The organism is Pseudomonas sp. KH_021, from assembly GCF_057838865.1.
This window is the reverse complement of sequence record NZ_CM174477.1, coordinates 5,649,424-5,664,918: the sequence shown is the minus strand read 5'-3', so window position 1 is coordinate 5,664,918 and position 15,495 is coordinate 5,649,424. Positions and strand designations below refer to the sequence as shown.

The 15,495-nt window shown below is 59.8% G+C and carries 17 protein-coding genes and 1 pseudogene; 8 read left to right on the top strand and 10 right to left on the bottom strand.

Annotated features, from left to right (window positions below):
• Positions 1 to 3: 3 nt before the first annotated feature.
• From AC3IX4_RS26130 to AC3IX4_RS26120, 3 genes are all read left to right on the top strand, one after another.
• On the top strand, positions 4 to 963 hold the full coding sequence (locus AC3IX4_RS26130; RefSeq protein WP_489258190.1) for a PDR/VanB family oxidoreductase: 960 nt from the start codon (positions 4 to 6) through the stop codon (positions 961 to 963).
• Between the two features lie 456 nt (positions 964 to 1,419).
• The gene (locus tag AC3IX4_RS26125; RefSeq protein WP_489258189.1) at positions 1,420 to 2,649 is read left to right on the top strand and encodes a hypothetical protein; all 1,230 of its coding nucleotides are present in this window, start codon (positions 1,420 to 1,422) and stop codon (positions 2,647 to 2,649) included.
• A gap of 60 nt (positions 2,650 to 2,709) precedes the next feature.
• Positions 2,710 to 3,375 (top strand): methyl-accepting chemotaxis protein, encoded by a 666-nt coding sequence (locus AC3IX4_RS26120; protein ID WP_489258188.1) that lies wholly within the window; start codon positions 2,710 to 2,712, stop codon positions 3,373 to 3,375.
• On the opposite strand, the pseudogene osmE reads toward AC3IX4_RS26120, so the two are convergent.
• Positions 3,329 to 3,502 (bottom strand): annotated as a pseudogene (gene osmE, locus AC3IX4_RS26115) (osmotically-inducible lipoprotein OsmE); the annotation flags it as partial. The gene AC3IX4_RS26120 and the pseudogene osmE sit on opposite strands and share 47 nt — an antisense overlap.
• 53 nt (positions 3,503 to 3,555) lie before the next feature.
• On the opposite strand from osmE, the gene AC3IX4_RS26110 reads away from it, so the two are divergent.
• The 3 genes from AC3IX4_RS26110 (at position 3,556) to AC3IX4_RS26100 (ending at position 5,940) form a co-directional block, all read left to right on the top strand.
• Entirely contained in the window at positions 3,556 to 4,443 is an 888-nt protein-coding gene (locus AC3IX4_RS26110; protein WP_489258187.1) for an esterase/lipase family protein, read from the top strand.
• 78 nt (positions 4,444 to 4,521) lie between these two features.
• Positions 4,522 to 4,812, top strand: coding sequence for a PsiF family protein (locus AC3IX4_RS26105; RefSeq protein ID WP_489258186.1), 291 nt, complete (start codon positions 4,522 to 4,524; stop codon positions 4,810 to 4,812).
• 117 nt (positions 4,813 to 4,929) lie between these two features.
• Positions 4,930 to 5,940, top strand: coding sequence for an AI-2E family transporter (locus AC3IX4_RS26100; protein ID WP_489258185.1), 1,011 nt, complete (start codon positions 4,930 to 4,932; stop codon positions 5,938 to 5,940).
• Between the two features lie 122 nt (positions 5,941 to 6,062).
• Here the strand turns inward: AC3IX4_RS26100 and AC3IX4_RS26095 are convergent, their stop codons facing one another.
• Positions 6,063 to 7,328 (bottom strand): Hsp70 family protein, encoded by a 1,266-nt coding sequence (locus AC3IX4_RS26095; protein ID WP_489258184.1) that lies wholly within the window; start codon positions 7,326 to 7,328, stop codon positions 6,063 to 6,065.
• A gap of 151 nt (positions 7,329 to 7,479) precedes the next feature.
• On the opposite strand from AC3IX4_RS26095, the gene cbpA reads away from it, so the two are divergent.
• Both cbpA and AC3IX4_RS26085 read left to right on the top strand, forming a co-directional pair.
• A complete protein-coding gene (cbpA, locus tag AC3IX4_RS26090) occupies positions 7,480 to 8,442 on the top strand; it encodes a curved DNA-binding protein (RefSeq protein ID WP_489258183.1) in 963 nt (320 codons plus the stop codon).
• Between the two features lie 2 nt (positions 8,443 to 8,444).
• Entirely contained in the window at positions 8,445 to 8,747 is a 303-nt protein-coding gene (locus AC3IX4_RS26085; protein WP_489258182.1) for a chaperone modulator CbpM, read from the top strand.
• Positions 8,748 to 8,936: 189 nt separating this feature from the next.
• On the opposite strand, the gene ureC is transcribed toward AC3IX4_RS26085, so the two are convergent.
• From ureC to AC3IX4_RS26045, 8 genes are all read right to left on the bottom strand, one after another.
• Entirely contained in the window at positions 8,937 to 10,637 is a 1,701-nt protein-coding gene (gene ureC, locus AC3IX4_RS26080) for an urease subunit alpha (RefSeq protein ID WP_489258181.1), read from the bottom strand.
• Between the two features lie 56 nt (positions 10,638 to 10,693).
• A complete protein-coding gene (locus AC3IX4_RS26075; protein ID WP_489258180.1) occupies positions 10,694 to 10,999 on the bottom strand; it encodes an urease subunit beta in 306 nt (101 codons plus the stop codon).
• An 83-nt stretch (positions 11,000 to 11,082) separates the two neighbouring features.
• Positions 11,083 to 11,616 (bottom strand): GNAT family N-acetyltransferase, encoded by a 534-nt coding sequence (locus tag AC3IX4_RS26070; protein WP_489258179.1) that lies wholly within the window; start codon positions 11,614 to 11,616, stop codon positions 11,083 to 11,085.
• A 9-nt stretch (positions 11,617 to 11,625) separates the two neighbouring features.
• The gene (locus AC3IX4_RS26065; RefSeq protein ID WP_489258178.1) at positions 11,626 to 11,928 is read right to left on the bottom strand and encodes an urease subunit gamma; all 303 of its coding nucleotides are present in this window, start codon (positions 11,926 to 11,928) and stop codon (positions 11,626 to 11,628) included.
• Positions 11,929 to 11,957: 29 nt separating this feature from the next.
• Positions 11,958 to 12,797 carry an urease accessory protein UreD gene (locus AC3IX4_RS26060; protein ID WP_489258177.1) on the bottom strand — a complete coding sequence of 280 codons (840 nt, stop codon included), beginning with the start codon at positions 12,795 to 12,797 and terminating at the stop codon, positions 11,958 to 11,960.
• A gap of 75 nt (positions 12,798 to 12,872) precedes the next feature.
• Complete coding sequence (locus AC3IX4_RS26055; protein ID WP_489258176.1) at positions 12,873 to 14,243, bottom strand: PepSY-associated TM helix domain-containing protein; 1,371 nt, start codon at positions 14,241 to 14,243, stop codon at positions 12,873 to 12,875.
• Positions 14,244 to 14,332: 89 nt separating this feature from the next.
• The gene (locus AC3IX4_RS26050; protein ID WP_489258175.1) at positions 14,333 to 14,740 is read right to left on the bottom strand and encodes a DUF2946 domain-containing protein; all 408 of its coding nucleotides are present in this window, start codon (positions 14,738 to 14,740) and stop codon (positions 14,333 to 14,335) included.
• 18 nt (positions 14,741 to 14,758) lie between these two features.
• Complete coding sequence (locus tag AC3IX4_RS26045; protein WP_489258174.1) at positions 14,759 to 15,241, bottom strand: copper chaperone PCu(A)C; 483 nt, start codon at positions 15,239 to 15,241, stop codon at positions 14,759 to 14,761.
• Between the last annotated feature and the right edge of the window lie 254 nt (positions 15,242 to 15,495).

The following is a 15,495-nucleotide window of genomic DNA, read 5'->3' as shown; positions in this document are numbered from 1 at the left end:
CCCATGTCCAACTCCTCCACCATCACCGCGCTGGTGTATACCCTGCGCTATGAAGCCGAAGGCATTATCAGTGTCGAACTGCGGCCTTATGGCGACACGGTGTTCGCGCCGTTCGAAGCCGGTTCCCATATCGACCTGCATTTGCCCAACGGGCTGGTTCGCAGCTATTCGCTGCTCAATTCGCCGAGCGACCAGGGCCGTTACGTGGTGGGTATCCTGCGTGATCGCAACAGCCGTGGCGGGTCGGAATACGTGCACGGGCAACTGCGTGTCGGCATGCAACTGTCGATCTCGCAACCGCGCAACAATTTCCATCTCGACCTCAATGCCAAACATAGCGTACTGGTCGCCGGTGGCATCGGCATCACACCGATCTACTGCATGTTCCATCAATTGTTGGCGCTGGGTAAGTCCGCCGAGTTGATCTACTGCGCTCGCTCGCGCAAGGAAGCCGCGTTGCTGGAGCAGCTCAGCGGGGTGGATGCCAAGGTGGTCTATCACTTCAACGACGAGAAAGGCTTGGCGCCGGACCTGACCACCTACCTGGCCGACCAGCCAGGCGATACGCACTTTTACTGCTGCGGGCCGACGCCGATGCTCGACGCTTTCGAAAGCACCTGCGAAAGCCTGGGCTATCCGCATGCGCATATCGAACGCTTCACCGCTGCCGAGCTGCCACCTTCCGAGGATGCGCAGAGCAGTTACAGCGTCGAGTTGAGAAAGTCGGGCAAGACCCTATCGGTCGAGCCTGGCTTGAACCTGCTCGATGTCCTGCTCGAAGCCGGCTGCGACATTGAGTACAGCTGCCGCGAAGGCGTCTGCGGTTCTTGCGAAACCAAAGTGGTCGATGGCGATATCGACCACCGTGACGGTGTATTGACCAAGGTCGAACGTGCCGCCAATAAATCAATGATGGTCTGCGTGTCCGGTTGCAAGAGTCGCCGACTGGTACTTGATATATAACTTCCGCTCGTATTCATGCGCATGATTGGCCGACATTAATGTCGGCCTTTTTTTGCTCGTAAGTTAATTAAAAAGCCTGCTGATTATTTATCAGTGAAACACAGTCAATGCTCCAGCAAAGCCCGCTGTGCAATAACTACGCACGGTGATTGTGCAACGTTGTTACCTTCGGGCAGCCACGTTTCACGGACGGCACAAGGCCATCTGTTTCAAATATAAATAATTGTTTTATATGGAATTTATTAACAAAAACCTCAATACCGAACGCCTGGCACAGATCCTGCTAAATCAATAGTGAGTTCGCACGCAAGACCGCGTGTTACCTATAAAACAATAAAGCCAACTATCCATTCAAAGCAGCGGCACCTGATGCGACCCCGTTAATTGCCCGGTTTGAGGCGAACGGACAAGTGTTGCCGATTGCTTATACCGTTTAACGCAGCAGGGGTGGTCTAGATGAAGAAGTACGTCGTATGCCTGGGTCTGATGGTCAGTAGTTGCGCCAGCTTCGCCTCCGAACCAGGCCCTGCTGCACCGGACCAGCCGGCCGTCAGTAAAAAGCCCTTTCCGCATATCGCCCTGCGCAGTGACGATGGCCAGAGCACCCTGGATATCGGCGGTGCACTGCGCATGAATTACCGCGACGAACATTGGGACACCACCGAGAACAATGGCCGGTTCCTGTTCGATACCTTCCGCCTGGATGTACAGGCCAGCCACAAGAGCCTTTTCAGTGATGTCGGCTACTGGTTTCAGGATGACGGCAAACACGCAATCGACCGTGGCTTTGTCGGCTATCGCTTCAACAGCAACTCGAACCTGCAACTGGGTGCACCGTTCAAACCCTTCGGCCTGGAACCTTATCCACAGTTCGGCTGGAGTTACCACATTCCCTTCTTCATGGGCTATGGCGTCAGCGCCGGCAGCGGCCTGAAGTACAGCTACAAAGACAAGGACTGGGACCTCCAGCTGGGCTACTTCCCGCGCATGCTGCCCTCGAACATTCGCTACTCGCCAGAGGTCGGTCGCTTCGCTGATCTCAAGGACAACGCAATCGCGTTCACCCAGTCACGCCAGGACAACGAAAAGCGCAATCAGGTCAATGCCCGCGTCGCCCGGACCTTCATCGGCGATGGCTGGAAGACCGAAATCGGCGCTTCATTGGCTGCAGCCGAGCTATACAACGCCACCACCAAGGATGACGGCGATTATTGGGCCGGTGGTATTCATGCGGTGATCAATGCCGGCCCCTGGACCGTGACCACCCAGGGCATCCGCTACGAATACAATCCGAAGAACCCGGCAGGGGTCAGCGATGATTCGGTGCTGATGGGTGGCAATGGCCTGACGCCGGCCTTCCTGATCGCCTCCAAGGCCACTATTGCCTCGCTCAACGTCGGCTATGACATCTTCACGCCAAGCCTTGGCCAGTTGAAAAAGATCAAGATCTACAACGACTACAGCCGGATGATGAAAGACAAGAGCGGTTGGGACGACTCGCAGATGTTCACCGTCGGTGCGCAGTTCCTCGCCATGCCGATCATGGCCTGGGTCGACTTCACCTGGGCGAAAAACGCCAACCCCTTCGGCGGTGCCGAGAACGGTACCGGCTGGACGAGCACATCCTCGGTCGGCAGCAACGATTGGTACTACCGGACCAACATCAACATTGGCTACTACTTCTAAATCCCTACCTGAATCCGAACCGCCCGGCACCTGCCGGGCGTTTTGCCGAGGATGTGTCAGATGTATGCATGGGCTGCCCGCCGACTGGGCGACTTGTCTCTGAGCAAGAAAATGTCACTGGGCTTTGGCCTCGTCCTGGCCTTGACCGTCCTGATATCGGCGGCGGGGCTCTCCAGCATCGACGCGATGGTCCGTAACAGCGACGAACTGCTGCTGAGCGGGCAGCTCAACGAAAAGTTCATCCAGAGCCGGGTCGAGCTACAGAACTACAGCAGTGGCCTCGACACAAACGCGACCCAGCCAGTCGAAGCGGGTATCGATGGCATCCTCGGCCTGACCCGCCAACTCAAGGCCTTGCTTGGCGATTCGGACAGCCAGCGGCGCCTTGAGGAAATCGAACAGGCCACCTTGCGCTACCGCCAGGCCTTCAGCGAATGGGTGAGCGCTCGACTTGCCCGCGACGACGCCCGCTTTCAGGGCCTCCACGCCGGAGAAGCTGGTCTGAGCAGCTTCGATATCCTCAACCGGCAGTACTTTACCGAGCTGGAACAGACCTACGACCTGCATGCGATGCTCGACCAGATCGGCGACGTAGCGTCCCTGCGCTCGCAGTTCATGCAACTTCGCTTGCTGGCGCTCAATTACACCCGCCTGGAAACCGAGTTCTCCGGGCTGAGTTTTATCCGTGTGCCTTCTGGTTTTTCATGTGCTGTTCACAGGTCATGAAGCCTTTGCCGTCCACATGGCCGGTGCCGTCGAAGGTGATGTAGTACGGCTGCTGGTGGCCGTCCCGATTGAGGATGTAGTTGTTGCAGGTGCCGCCGTTGGGCAAGTCCTTGAACCTCGGCGGCGCGCAGGAGTTCGATGCTAGTGTTCATCAAGATTAGGGCTCAGGGACGTCTACCCATGTCACAAACGCTGGCTACACGATATCCGTTGGTACTGGTGCCGGGCATGCTCGGGTTTGAGCGGCTGGTGCTGTATCCCTATTGGTTTGGCATCCCGAAGGCCCTGCGCAAGGGTGGGGCAACGGTATTTGCCGCGCAGGTTTCGCCCCTCAATTCCAATGAAGTGCGGGGCGAGCAGTTGTTGGCGGTCATTGAGCGCATTCGCCGCGAGACGGGGGCCGACAAGGTCAATCTGATCGGCCATAGCCAAGGCGCGCTGTCGGCTCGCTATGCAGCGGCCAAGCGCCCGGAGTGGGTGGCTTCGGTGACGTCGGTGGCCGGCCCCAATCGCGGTTCGGAGTTGGCTGACTACCGTGAGCGCCACTACCCGGCCGATTCCGCACGTGGCCGTCTCCTGGCCTTTGCCATGCGATCGCTGGCCCTGTCGATGTGGGTGCTCGAGACGGGCCAGCGAGGGCCTGTGCTGCCGATTGATGTGCATGCCGCGCATCAGTCACTGACCTGCGAAGGCGCTGCGCGATTCAACCGCCAATACCCGCAAGGGGTACCGACCCATTGGGGCGGGCCGGGCGAGACACTGGTCGAGGGTGTGCGCTACTTCTCCTGGTCCGGCATCCTCCAGGACCCGCGCACAAATCGAGGGCTCAATCGGTTCGACGCCAGTCACTACCTCTGCCGGTTGTATGCGCGCAGCTTCACCAAGGATAAAGAATGCGATGGCATGGTCGGGCGTATCAGTTCGCACCTGGGCGAGGTGATTGGCGATGACTTCCCCCTGGATCACTTCGACATCGTTAATCATTCACTGGGGGCGGTCGGCCAGGCGGCGCAGCCGCTGCGATTATTTACCGAGCATGCGGCGCGGTTGAGGGCGTTGGGGTTGTGATCGGGGAGGTGTAAAAAAGTTTGGCTACACTGGTTTTCGAGGCTGCGGGTTTGCCGTGGTGCCGGGGGAGAGTGCTTCATGAAGAGGTTGCCTGTATCTGTGCTGGTGATGTCCCTGCTGATGACTGGCCAAGTGTTTGCCGCCACCGCCCAGCAGGAAAAAATGAAAACCTGCAATGCCGACGCTACCGCCAAGAGCCTCAAGGGCGATGAGCGCAAGGCTTACATGAGTACTTGCCTCAAGGCTGCTCCTGCTCCCGCTGCCACTCAGCAGGAAAAAATGAAAACCTGCAACGCCGATGCTTCGGCCAAGACTCTCAAGGGCGATGAGCGCAAGGCCTACATGAGTGAATGCCTGAAGAAAAAGTGATGATGTCGCCGGTCGTTCGGGTGTGGCGCTGGCGGCCGGATCGTAACCCACACTGGTCGTGCCCCTGGAACGCTGGCAGACTGCGGGTCCCTTCATGCCGTTCGCTTTTGAGGCTGTATGCCCACGTTCACCGCGCGCCAAGTCACTATTGCCAGCTGGATCATCGTGTTTGCCGGGCTGCTGCTGGTTTTGCCGTTCAAGCTGTTACCAAGCCTGCTGGCCGGCTTGCTGGTGTTCGAACTGGTGAACATGCTGACGCCCAAGCTGCAGCACCTGATCGCGGGGCCTCGGGCGCGCTGGCTGGCAGTGGCGCTGCTGGGCACGCTAATAGTGAGCACCTTGACCTTGCTGTTTGCCGGGGCCATCAGCTTTCTGTTGCATGAAGCCGAGAACCCTGGGGCCTCGCTGGACAAGTTCATGGTGCTGGTCGAACAGGCCCGCTCCCAACTGCCCCCCTTTATCGATGCCTATCTACCGGCCAGCGCGGCGGAATTTCGGGTGGCTATCGGTGAATGGCTGAAAACCCACCTGAGCGACTTGCAACTGGTGGGCAAGGGCGCGGCGCACATGTTCGTGACCCTGTTGATCGGCATGATCCTGGGGGCGATCATCGCCTTGCAAACCAATCCCGACCCTACTTTGCGCAAGCCATTGGCTGCCGCGCTGTTCGAACGCTTGAGCCTGTTGGTGAAGGCCTTTCGCAATATCGTCTTCGCGCAGATCAAGATTTCTTTGCTCAACACCTTCTTCACCGGGATTTTCCTGGCGGTGGTGCTGCCCATGTTCGGGGTCCAGCTGCCACTGACCAAGACCCTGATCGTGCTGACCTTCCTGCTCGGATTGCTGCCCGTGATCGGCAACGTGATGTCCAACACCCTGATCACCATCGTCGGCCTGTCGCTGTCGATCTGGGTGGCGATGGCCGCCTTGGGCTACCTGATTGTTATCCACAAGGTGGAATACTTTCTGAATGCGCGCATTGTTGGCGGGCAGATCAGCGCCAAGTCGTGGGAGTTGCTATTGGCGATGTTGATATTTGAGGCGGCGTTCGGCCTGCCGGGGGTGGTGGCAGGGCCGATTTATTACGCGTACCTGAAGAGCGAGCTGCGCCAGGCGGGGATGGTGTAACTGTAGGAGCGACGGGGGCGCCTAGCCCTTGGTCGCGATGGCCTCAACGCGGTTTTTGATGTAACACCGTGGTGATGCCATCGCGACCAAGGGCTAGGCGCCCCCGTCGCTCCTACAAGGGATCAGCCGTAGCGTTTGCGCGCTTCGATGGCCAGGCCGCTGCCGATGCTGCCGAAGATGTTGCCTTCCACATGCCGTGCGTTCGGCAACATGGCCGCGACGCTGTTGCGCAGGGCCGGGATGCCGCTCGAACCGCCAGTGAAGAACACTGTATCCACTTGCTCGACACCCACGCCGGCCTGGTTCAGCAGGTTGCCGACACTGGCGCGTACGCGCTCGAGCAGGTTGTCGATGGCCTCTTCGAACAGGGCGCGGGTCAGGTCCACGCTCAGGCCTGGCTCGATGCGGTCCAGGGCGACCAGGCGGCTTTCGACTTCGGTGAGCTGGATCTTGGTTTCTTCCACTTCCATGGCCAGCCAGTGCCCGGCGCGTTGGTCGATCAACTTGAACAAGCGGTCGATGCCGTCGGTGTCCTGGATGTCGTAGCGCATGCTGCCCAAGGCCAACTTGGATTTTTGCGAATACACCGAGTTGATGGTGTGCCAGGTCGCGAGATTCATGTGGTGGCTGGTGGGCATCAGTGCCTGGCTTTTCATCCGGCTGCCATAGCCGAACAGCGGCATGACGCCTTGCAGGCTCAATTGTTTGTCGAAATCGGTACCGCCGATGTGGACGCCGCCGGTGGCGAGGATGTCATCGTGGCGATTGGCGACCATACGCCGCTCGGGCGACAGGCGCACCAGCGAGAAGTCGGAGGTACCCCCGCCGATGTCCACGATCAGCACCAACTCTTCGCGCTCGATAGTCGACTCATAGTCAAAGGCTGCGGCAATGGGCTCGTACTGGAAAGACACCTCTTTAAAGCCGATCTTCTTGGCGACGTCTTCCAGGGTGTCCTGGGCTTCCCGGTCGGCAGCGGTATCGTCATCGACGAAAAACACCGGGCGACCCAGGACCACTTCGTCGAAATCACGGCCGGCGTTCTGCTCGGCGCGCTTTTTCAGCTCGCCGATAAACATCCCCAAAAGGTCCTTGAACGGCAAGGCGGTGCCCAACACGCTAGTGTCGTGCTTGATCAGCTTGGAGCCCAACAGGCTCTTGAGCGAGCGCATCAGGCGCCCCTCGTAGCCTTCCAGGTATTCGTGCAAGGCCAGGCGGCCATACACCGGGCGGCGCTCTTCGATATTGAAGAACACTACCGAGGGCAGGGTGATCTTGCCGTCTTCCAGCGTGATCAGCGATTCCATGCCCGGACGGTGCCAGCCGACGGTGGAGTTGGAAGTGCCAAAGTCGATACCGCAGGCACGGGCAGGAGCAGCGCTAGTCATGGTCGTGAGCATTCCGGAAAAAAACGGCCGCGCAGTGTATGCCACTCGCGAACAGAATCGAAGGCCCAGTGATCCATCTGTTGCCTTGAAAGGCTATGCTTGACCCCAATCTTCAGATTTTTACCGATTTAATCAGGATGGTGATCCTTAGATGGACTTCAAAGACTACTACAAGATACTGGGCGTAGAGCCGACGGCGGATGTCAAGGAGATCAAGACCGCCTATCGCAAGCTCGCACGCAAGTATCACCCCGATGTCAGCAAGGAGCACAGCGCCGAAGACAAGTTCAAGGAAGCCAACGAGGCTTATGAAGCCCTGAGCAGCCCGGAAAAGCGCGCCGAATACGACGAACTGCGTAAATATGGCCAGCACGGTCGCCCCTTCCAGGGCCCGCCCGGCTGGGAAAGCCGTGGTGGTGGTTTTGGCCAGGAAAGCGGCGGCGATTTCTCGGATTTTTTCAGCTCCATTTTCGGCCAGGCCGGCCGCGGCAATGGCGGCGGCAACCCGTTCGGGCGTGGCCACCAACGCAGCGCCGGACGGCGAGGGCAAGACGTGGAAATGGAACTGGCAGTTTTCCTGGAAGAAACCCTGGCCCAGGAGTCGAAAAAGATCAGCTTCCAGGTGCCGCAATACAACGCCATGGGCCAGCGCACCGGCGACACCACCAAAACCCTCAACGTCAAGATTCCAGCCGGAGTCAGCGACGGCGAACGCATCCGCCTCAAGGGCCAGGGTGCACCGGGGGTGGGTGGCGGAGCGAATGGCGATCTGTACTTGATCATCCGCCTGGCACCTCATCCACTGTTTGATGTCGAAGGCAATAATCTGATCATCACAGTGCCACTGGCGCCGTGGGAAGCCGCGCTGGGCACCAAGGTCGCGATGCCGACCTTGACCGGCCGGATCCACCTGACCATCCGCCCGGACAGCCAGAGTGGCCAGCGGCTGCGGGTCAAAGGTAACGGCTTGCTCGACAAGCAGGGCCAGCGTGGCGATCTGTTCGCACAATTGAAAGTGGTGATGCCTGCGCATTCTGACGAGGCCACTCAAGAGCTGTGGAAATCCTTGTCGGAAAAGGCGGCGTTCAACCCCCGTACTCAATGGAGTAGTTGACGATGAACAATACCCTGATCGTTCAGATGGACATGAATAGCTTCTGTCAGGCCGCTGATCTTCCGCGCGCCTACGTGATCGAAATCGTCGAACACGGCATTCTCGAGCCTCAGGGGCGAACGCCCGATGAGTGGTTGTTCGATGACATCGCACCGGTGGTCGCCAAGCGCGCGTGCAAGCTGCACGACGACCTGCAACTGGAATGGGAAGGGGTGGCATTGGCGATGGAGCTGCTGGAGGAAGTCCAGCAGCTGCGCCGGGAGAACGATCAGCTCAAGCGTCGCTTGAGCCGATTTGTGATTTGAACCGCACCTTTGCTTGGCGCTCTTTTGTAGGAGCCGGCTTTAGCCGCGATGAGCGCACCGCGGTTTGCCTGTTGCACCGCGATATGGTCATCGCGGGTAAACCCGGCTCCTACAGGACCGTGTAGGAGCCGAGCTTGCTCGCGATGGCATCACCGCCGATGCCGGATAGACCGCGGTACGAGGGTGGCGTTAGAACAGGAAGTAACGCTGGGCCAGCGGCACTTCAGTGGTCGGCTCACACCAGAGCAGTTGGCCGTCGGCCACGACCTGGTAGGTTTGCGGATCTACCTCGATGTTTGGCATGTAGCCGTTGTGGATAAGGTCGGTCTTTTTCACCGATCTGCAGCCTTTGACCACTCCGATCTTTTTCTGCAGCCCCAGGCTTTCCGGTACGCCGAGGTCCATGGCTGCCTGGCTGATAAAGGTGAAGCTGGTCGCATGCATGGTGCCGCCGTAGCTGCCGTACATGGGGCGATAGTGAACCGGCTGGGGCGTTGGGATCGAGCCATTGGGGTCACCCATCAGGCTCCCGGCAACGGTGCCACCCTTGAGGATCATCGTCGGTTTCACGCCAAAGAACGCCGGGCGCCACAGCACCAGGTCGGCCCACTTGCCGACTTCGATCGAGCCCACTTCGTGGCTGATACCGTGGGTAATGGCCGGGTTGATGGTGTATTTGGCGATATAACGCTTGGCGCGGAAGTTGTCGTTACCCGGGCCATCTTCAGGCAGTGGGCCGCGCTGCTTTTTCATCTTGTCGGCGGTTTGCCAGGTGCGAGAGACAACCTCGCCTACCCGCCCCATGGCCTGGCTGTCGGAGCTGATCATCGAAAAAGCGCCCAAGTCATGAAGAATGTCTTCGGCGGCGATGGTTTCGCGGCGGATGCGGCTTTCGGCGAAGGCCACGTCTTCGGCAATGCTCGGGTCCAGGTGGTGGCAGACCATCACCATGTCCAGGTGTTCGTCGATGGTGTTGCGGGTGAATGGCCGGGTCGGGTTGGTCGAGCTCGGCAAGACGTTGGGATAACCGCAGGACTTGATAACGTCCGGCGCATGGCCGCCACCGGCACCCTCGGTGTGGTAGGTGTGAATGGTGCGGCCCTTGATGGCGGCCATGGTGGTTTCGACGAAACCTGATTCGTTCAGGGTGTCGGAGTGGATCGCCACCTGCACGTCGTACTGGTCGGCCACGTTCAGGCAAATGTCGATACAGGCTGGGGTCGCCCCCCAGTCTTCATGCAGTTTCAAGCCGATCACGCCGGTCTTGATCTGTTCGATCAAAGGCTCCGGCACGCTGGCGCTGCCCTTGCCGGTAAAGCCGATATTGATCGGGAAGCAATCGGAGGCCTGGAGCATGCGCGCCACGTGCCAGGGGCCCGAAGTGCAGGTCGTGGCGTTGCTGCCGGTGGACGGCCCTGAGCCGCCGCCGATCAGGGTGGTGACGCCGCTCATCAGGGCTTCTTCAACTTGCTGGGGGCAGATGAAGTGGACGTGCGTATCAATGCCACCTGCGGTGACGATCATGCCTTCGCCGGCAATCACATCGGTACTGGCGCCGATGGCGATGGTGATATCCGGCTGAATATCCGCGTTACCGGCCTTGCCGATCGAATGGATACGACCGTCCTTGAGACCGAGGTCGGCCTTGACGATGCCCCAGTGGTCGATGATCACGACGTTGGTGATCACGGTGTCGACCACGTCAGCGGCGAGCAGTTGGCCCTGGCCCATGCCATCGCGGATGACCTTGCCGCCGCCGAACTTCACTTCTTCGCCATACGTGGTGAAGTCCTTTTCGACTTCGATCCACAGCTCGGTGTCGGCCAGGCGCACGCGGTCGCCGACGGTAGGGCCGAACATATCGGCGTAGGCTTGTCTGGATATTTTCATTTCAATTCCTAATTATTGCGACCGCGGTAGGAGCAAGGCTTGCCTGCGAAGATGCCTTAGAGGTCACCCATGATCCGCCCGGCAAACCCCATCACCCGGCGCTTACCCGCCAGGTCCACGAGCTCTACTTCGCGACTCTGCCCAGGCTCGAAGCGCATCGCTGTGCCAGCGGCAATGTTCAGGCGCATGCCTCGGCTGGCGTCGCGGTCAAAGTCCAGCGCGTCATTGGTTTCAAAAAAGTGATAGTGCGAGCCCACCTGGATCGGACGGTCGCCGGTGTTGGCCACCGTCAGGCGATGGGTGCGGCGCCCGACGTTGATTTCGATCTCGCCAGGCTGGATTTGGTATTGGCCAGGAATCATGCAATCGCTCCTTGCAATGTCTTGTAGTAGTGCGCAGGCCGCGCTGATGCAACGTGACGCAACTGGTCAGCATTCATGAAGGCTTACTCCGAAGCGATTGCAGGCGGTGGGGCACCTGGGTTGAGGATCAACTGCATGAAGGTCAAGTCTAGCCAGCGACCGAACTTGACGCCCACCTGGGGCATCTGGCCGGTGACGACAAAGCCCAGGCGCTCATGCAAGCGCACCGAACCAAGATTGCCGCTCTCGATGGCGGCCACCATGACATGTTTGTTGCAGGCGCGGGCGCGCTCGATCAGCGCGCTCATCAGCAGTGGGCCGAGGCCTTTGCCGCGTTGATCGGCGCGCACGTATACCGAATGCTCGACGCTGTGGCGAAAGCCCTCGAAAGGACGCCAGTCGCCAAACGATGCGTAGCCGAGGACCGTTTCGTCGGCATCGACGGCGACCAGGATCGGGTAACCCTGGGCCTGGCGTGCATTGAACCAGGTCCGGCGGTTGTCGAGGTCTACCGGTTGTTCGTTCCAGATTGCCGTGGTGTTGAGCACCGCATCGTTGTAGATGTCACGGATGCCAGCCAAGTCGGCATGGACGGCATCGCGCAGGGTCGTGGTCATGATCACGACTCAAGCAATTGGCTGGTGGACAGTGACAAGCTTGGTCCCATCGGGAAAGGTGGCTTCCACCTGGACATCGGGGATCATCTCGGGGATGCCCTCCATGACTTGGTCACGGGTGAGCAGGGTGGTCCCGAAGTGCATCAGTTGGGCGACGGTCTGGCCGTCACGAGCGCCTTCGAGTATTGCTGCGCAAATATACGCCATCGCTTCGGGGTAGTTGAGCTTCACGCCTCGGGCCAGTCGCCGTTCAGCCACAAGGCCAGCCGTGAAAATCAGCATTTTGTCTTTTTCGCGTGGTGTCAGGTCCATGTCGGGTCCAGTTCGTGTTTTCGTTGAATTCAGGTATACCAGATACGCGGCACAACCGCTTCGCGGCCCAGCATGACCGGGCGCAGCAGGTGCCACAGGGTGGCCAGCCAGTCATGCGCATGCAAGGCCTCGCGGGCCAGGCAGCGGGCGACCAGAAGGCCGGGTAGCTGAGTCAGGTCGCCGCGTACCTGGGTGGGCAGCGCACGGCACTGCTCCAGCAGCGTTGCGTCAATTTCGCCGGTCACCAACAGGGTCGCGAAAACCGGCTGGCCATCCATGCCTATCGGTGAATCGAGCAAGCCGTCGTTGCCCTGGATGCGCTGGCGCTCATGCCAAATCAGTTGTCCATCGCGGCGGATATCCAAGTGCGACTGGAAGTACCCGCGCTCGAAGCGCTCTCCACAGGCGGGCCGCCCAAGGGCAACGACGTCCCAATAGAATAGTCGGGCATCGCCGTGAAGCTCGATGGAGGTGGTCAGTTCGGCTTGAGCGGCGCTGAAGACAATGGCCTCCTGAGGCAACCACTCCAGCGTGGCTCCGGCGTCGACCCTAAGCGTGATGTTCTGATAAGCGGGACTGGCAGCGCGATACCATTTGGCAGCGCCCGGGCTGGTCAATTGGGCCCAGGCATCGGCCTGCGCGTGGACGCTGATGTCCAGGCTGTCGCCGCCTGCGATGCCAGCAGGTGGGTGGACGATGATGTGCTGGCACACCTGCGGGCCTTCGGGGTACAGATGCTTCTGCACGCGCAATGGCCCCAAGTGGCGCCGGCAGGTGGGCCGGGTCGCTTCGCCAAAGCGGCCATAGGCCAGCTCAAGCTCAGCGTTCCAGCTCGGGGTAAAGACAGGTTCAAGGGCAGGCGCGTTCATCTTCGTTTTTAGTCTTCTGTGCAGCGTTTAGCATTGTTGAAAAGGTGGCGATTCTGCACAAAAGCCATCACAAAATTAAGCGGTTTCTACCTGGCGATTGCGGCGCGACAGCAGGGCCCACTCCAGTAGCCATACCGCCACCAGCGAAGCCCCCACCAGTGGAAACGCCACGCCCAGCCCGATCATGATCACAATCGCGGTCTTCCACTTGGGTAAATCATGACGCAGCGGTGGCACACCGAAACTGCCTTGAGGACGACGCTTCCACCACATCACAACGCCGCTGACAGCGCTCAGCAGAATCATCAGGCAGATCAGCAGCACGATGATTTGGTTAACCGGGCCGAACATCTTGCCTTCGTGGAGCATCACGCCGGTTTCGGTTGCGCGAGCGACAAGGTTGTAGTGTTCCCAGCGAACATCGGCCAAGACCTTGCCGCTGTATTGATCGACATGCAGAGTAGCGTCGTTGCGAGGGTCGTCTGCAAATACCGCGATAGTGTACACGCCGTCAGCGGTGGTGGGCAGAGTGATACTGTAGCCGGACTCGACCTTGCGTTCACTGGCGATATCCTGCACCTGCTGCAGGTTGATCTGCGGCGCAGCAGGGCCTGTACTCGGCATGTTGTGGCCGGCATGTTCGGCATGCGCGCCGGAGACCGGCATGGGCGTATTTTCCAGGGCCCAGGGCACGGTCTGGCGAGTGGCGGTGTTGAGGTCGCGGGCTTCACGGTCAGACTTCGGCACATCGGTCCACATGGCTGCCGGGAAGGTGTTCCAGACCTGGGAAAATTGTTTGCCCCAGAAGCCGGTCCAGGTCATGCCGCTGAGCAGCATCACCAGCAGGAAAGCCCCGCCCCAGAATCCGATAACCGCATGCAGGTCACGCCAGAAGAGCCGACCGCGGCTGTGCAGGCGCGGCCAGAGCACGCCTGCGGATGCCTTGCCACGGGGCCACCAGAGGTACAAGCCAGAGACCACCAGAACGATGCCCCAGCCAGCGGCCAGTTCGATCAGGCGATCGCCAACCGTACCGATCATCAGCTCGCCATGCAAGGCTCGAGCGATAGCTTGCAGGTTGTCCTTGGCGTCTTGCTCGCCCAGCAGGGCGCCGCTGTAGGGGTTGATGAATACATTGAGTTCACGGCCGCTCTGATTCACTACGAACTGCGCGCTGCGCTCGGCATTGATCGGTGGCAGATACTGGCTGACTTGGCCCTGGGGATAAGCAGCCTGGACCCGATGCAATTGCTCATCGGCGGCGAGCCTGTGATGACCGGCCTGGACCGTCATCAAGTCGCTGTACATCAAAGGATCAAGCTGCGGCTTGAACAGGTAGATGATGCCGGTCAGGGCCAGTAGCACCATGAAGGGTGCGACGAACAGGCCGGCATAGAAATGCCAGCGCCAGGCCAGATTGTAAAAAGAGACGTTGGATTGGCTCATAGGGAGCGCTCCTGGTGTTGCCATGGTGAATGCACAGCCGATGATCCACGCAGGGCATGGCTCATCGGGCAAACGAGGTAGGGAAACAGTCAGACGCGATCGAGCGAGGGTGGTGCGCGGGTTCGGGCGCCCGGAAATACAGCCTGGCGAGCGTGCCCGCCCGAGGGTTGGGCGCGATGCAGCGGGGTGCCAGGCAAGGCCTGGGCGGTGATCAGGTGGAGGGGCTGGGGCAGGGCCGGGCAGTGGAAAAAGAGGGTGCAATAGCCGCATTTTTCCCATAAGGCATGCAGCTGCGATTCGCCGTGGTGGGCGTCATGCCCGCCATGCTCCATGACCATGCCTGCCGACATTGGCATTTGCATGGGCATGCGAGGGTCCATCGGCACCGACTGGGACACCAGCGGGCCAATGAAAATCATCAGCATGGCGAACAGGCTCAGCCAGGATCCCCGCCGTGTGCGGTGACAAATGGGCCGGCCGTTGCGGTGAGCGTTCACCTCAGCGTGCGCGCTGGTTTAGTGAGCGTGCATGGACATGGACTGTTCACTCGGCGGCTCACGCTTGACCTCGACATTGACTGTCACGGCGCCTGCTTTTTCGAAGTGTAGCGTCACCGGAAATTGTTTGCCGTCTTGCAGCAGGCTGCGGTCCTTGGGCGCCATCAGCATCACATGGTAGGCACCGGGGGCGAACACGGCGTGCTGGTGGGCAGGCACGTCGACGCCGGTGACCTGCTGCATTTTCATCAGGCCATTGCTGCTCATCGTATGTTCATGCAACTGGACGTTATCCGACACCGGGCTGTCGACACGGAGTAAGCGATCGGCTTGGGTGCCCTCATTGTGGATGACGAAGTAGGCGGCGACATTGGGGGCGTTAGGGGGCAATTCCTGGGACCAGGGTTGCATAATCGTCAGGGGGCCGAGTGGGTAATCCTGAGCCTGTGCAAAACAGGCAGGCAGCAGCAAGGCCGCCAAGGCAAGTGCTTTCTTCAGCATGGTGTTTCTCCAGTCGATTCAAAGGGCTTGGCAGTGCGAGGCTTGAATCAGGCCAGCGGGGAGGCGCGAAAGCTATTTAGCCAGATGCATCGGCGTAAGTACAAACACCCGGCTGTGGTGGTATGACGCAGGCATAGGTATCTACACATCTTTTGGCGTACTGCTACGAATGTAGCCGCTGACGAGGTACGAGGCTGCGATCGGCAGCGAAGCGGCCGTAAAACCTGAGACCGTAATCCATCAGGCACACCGAA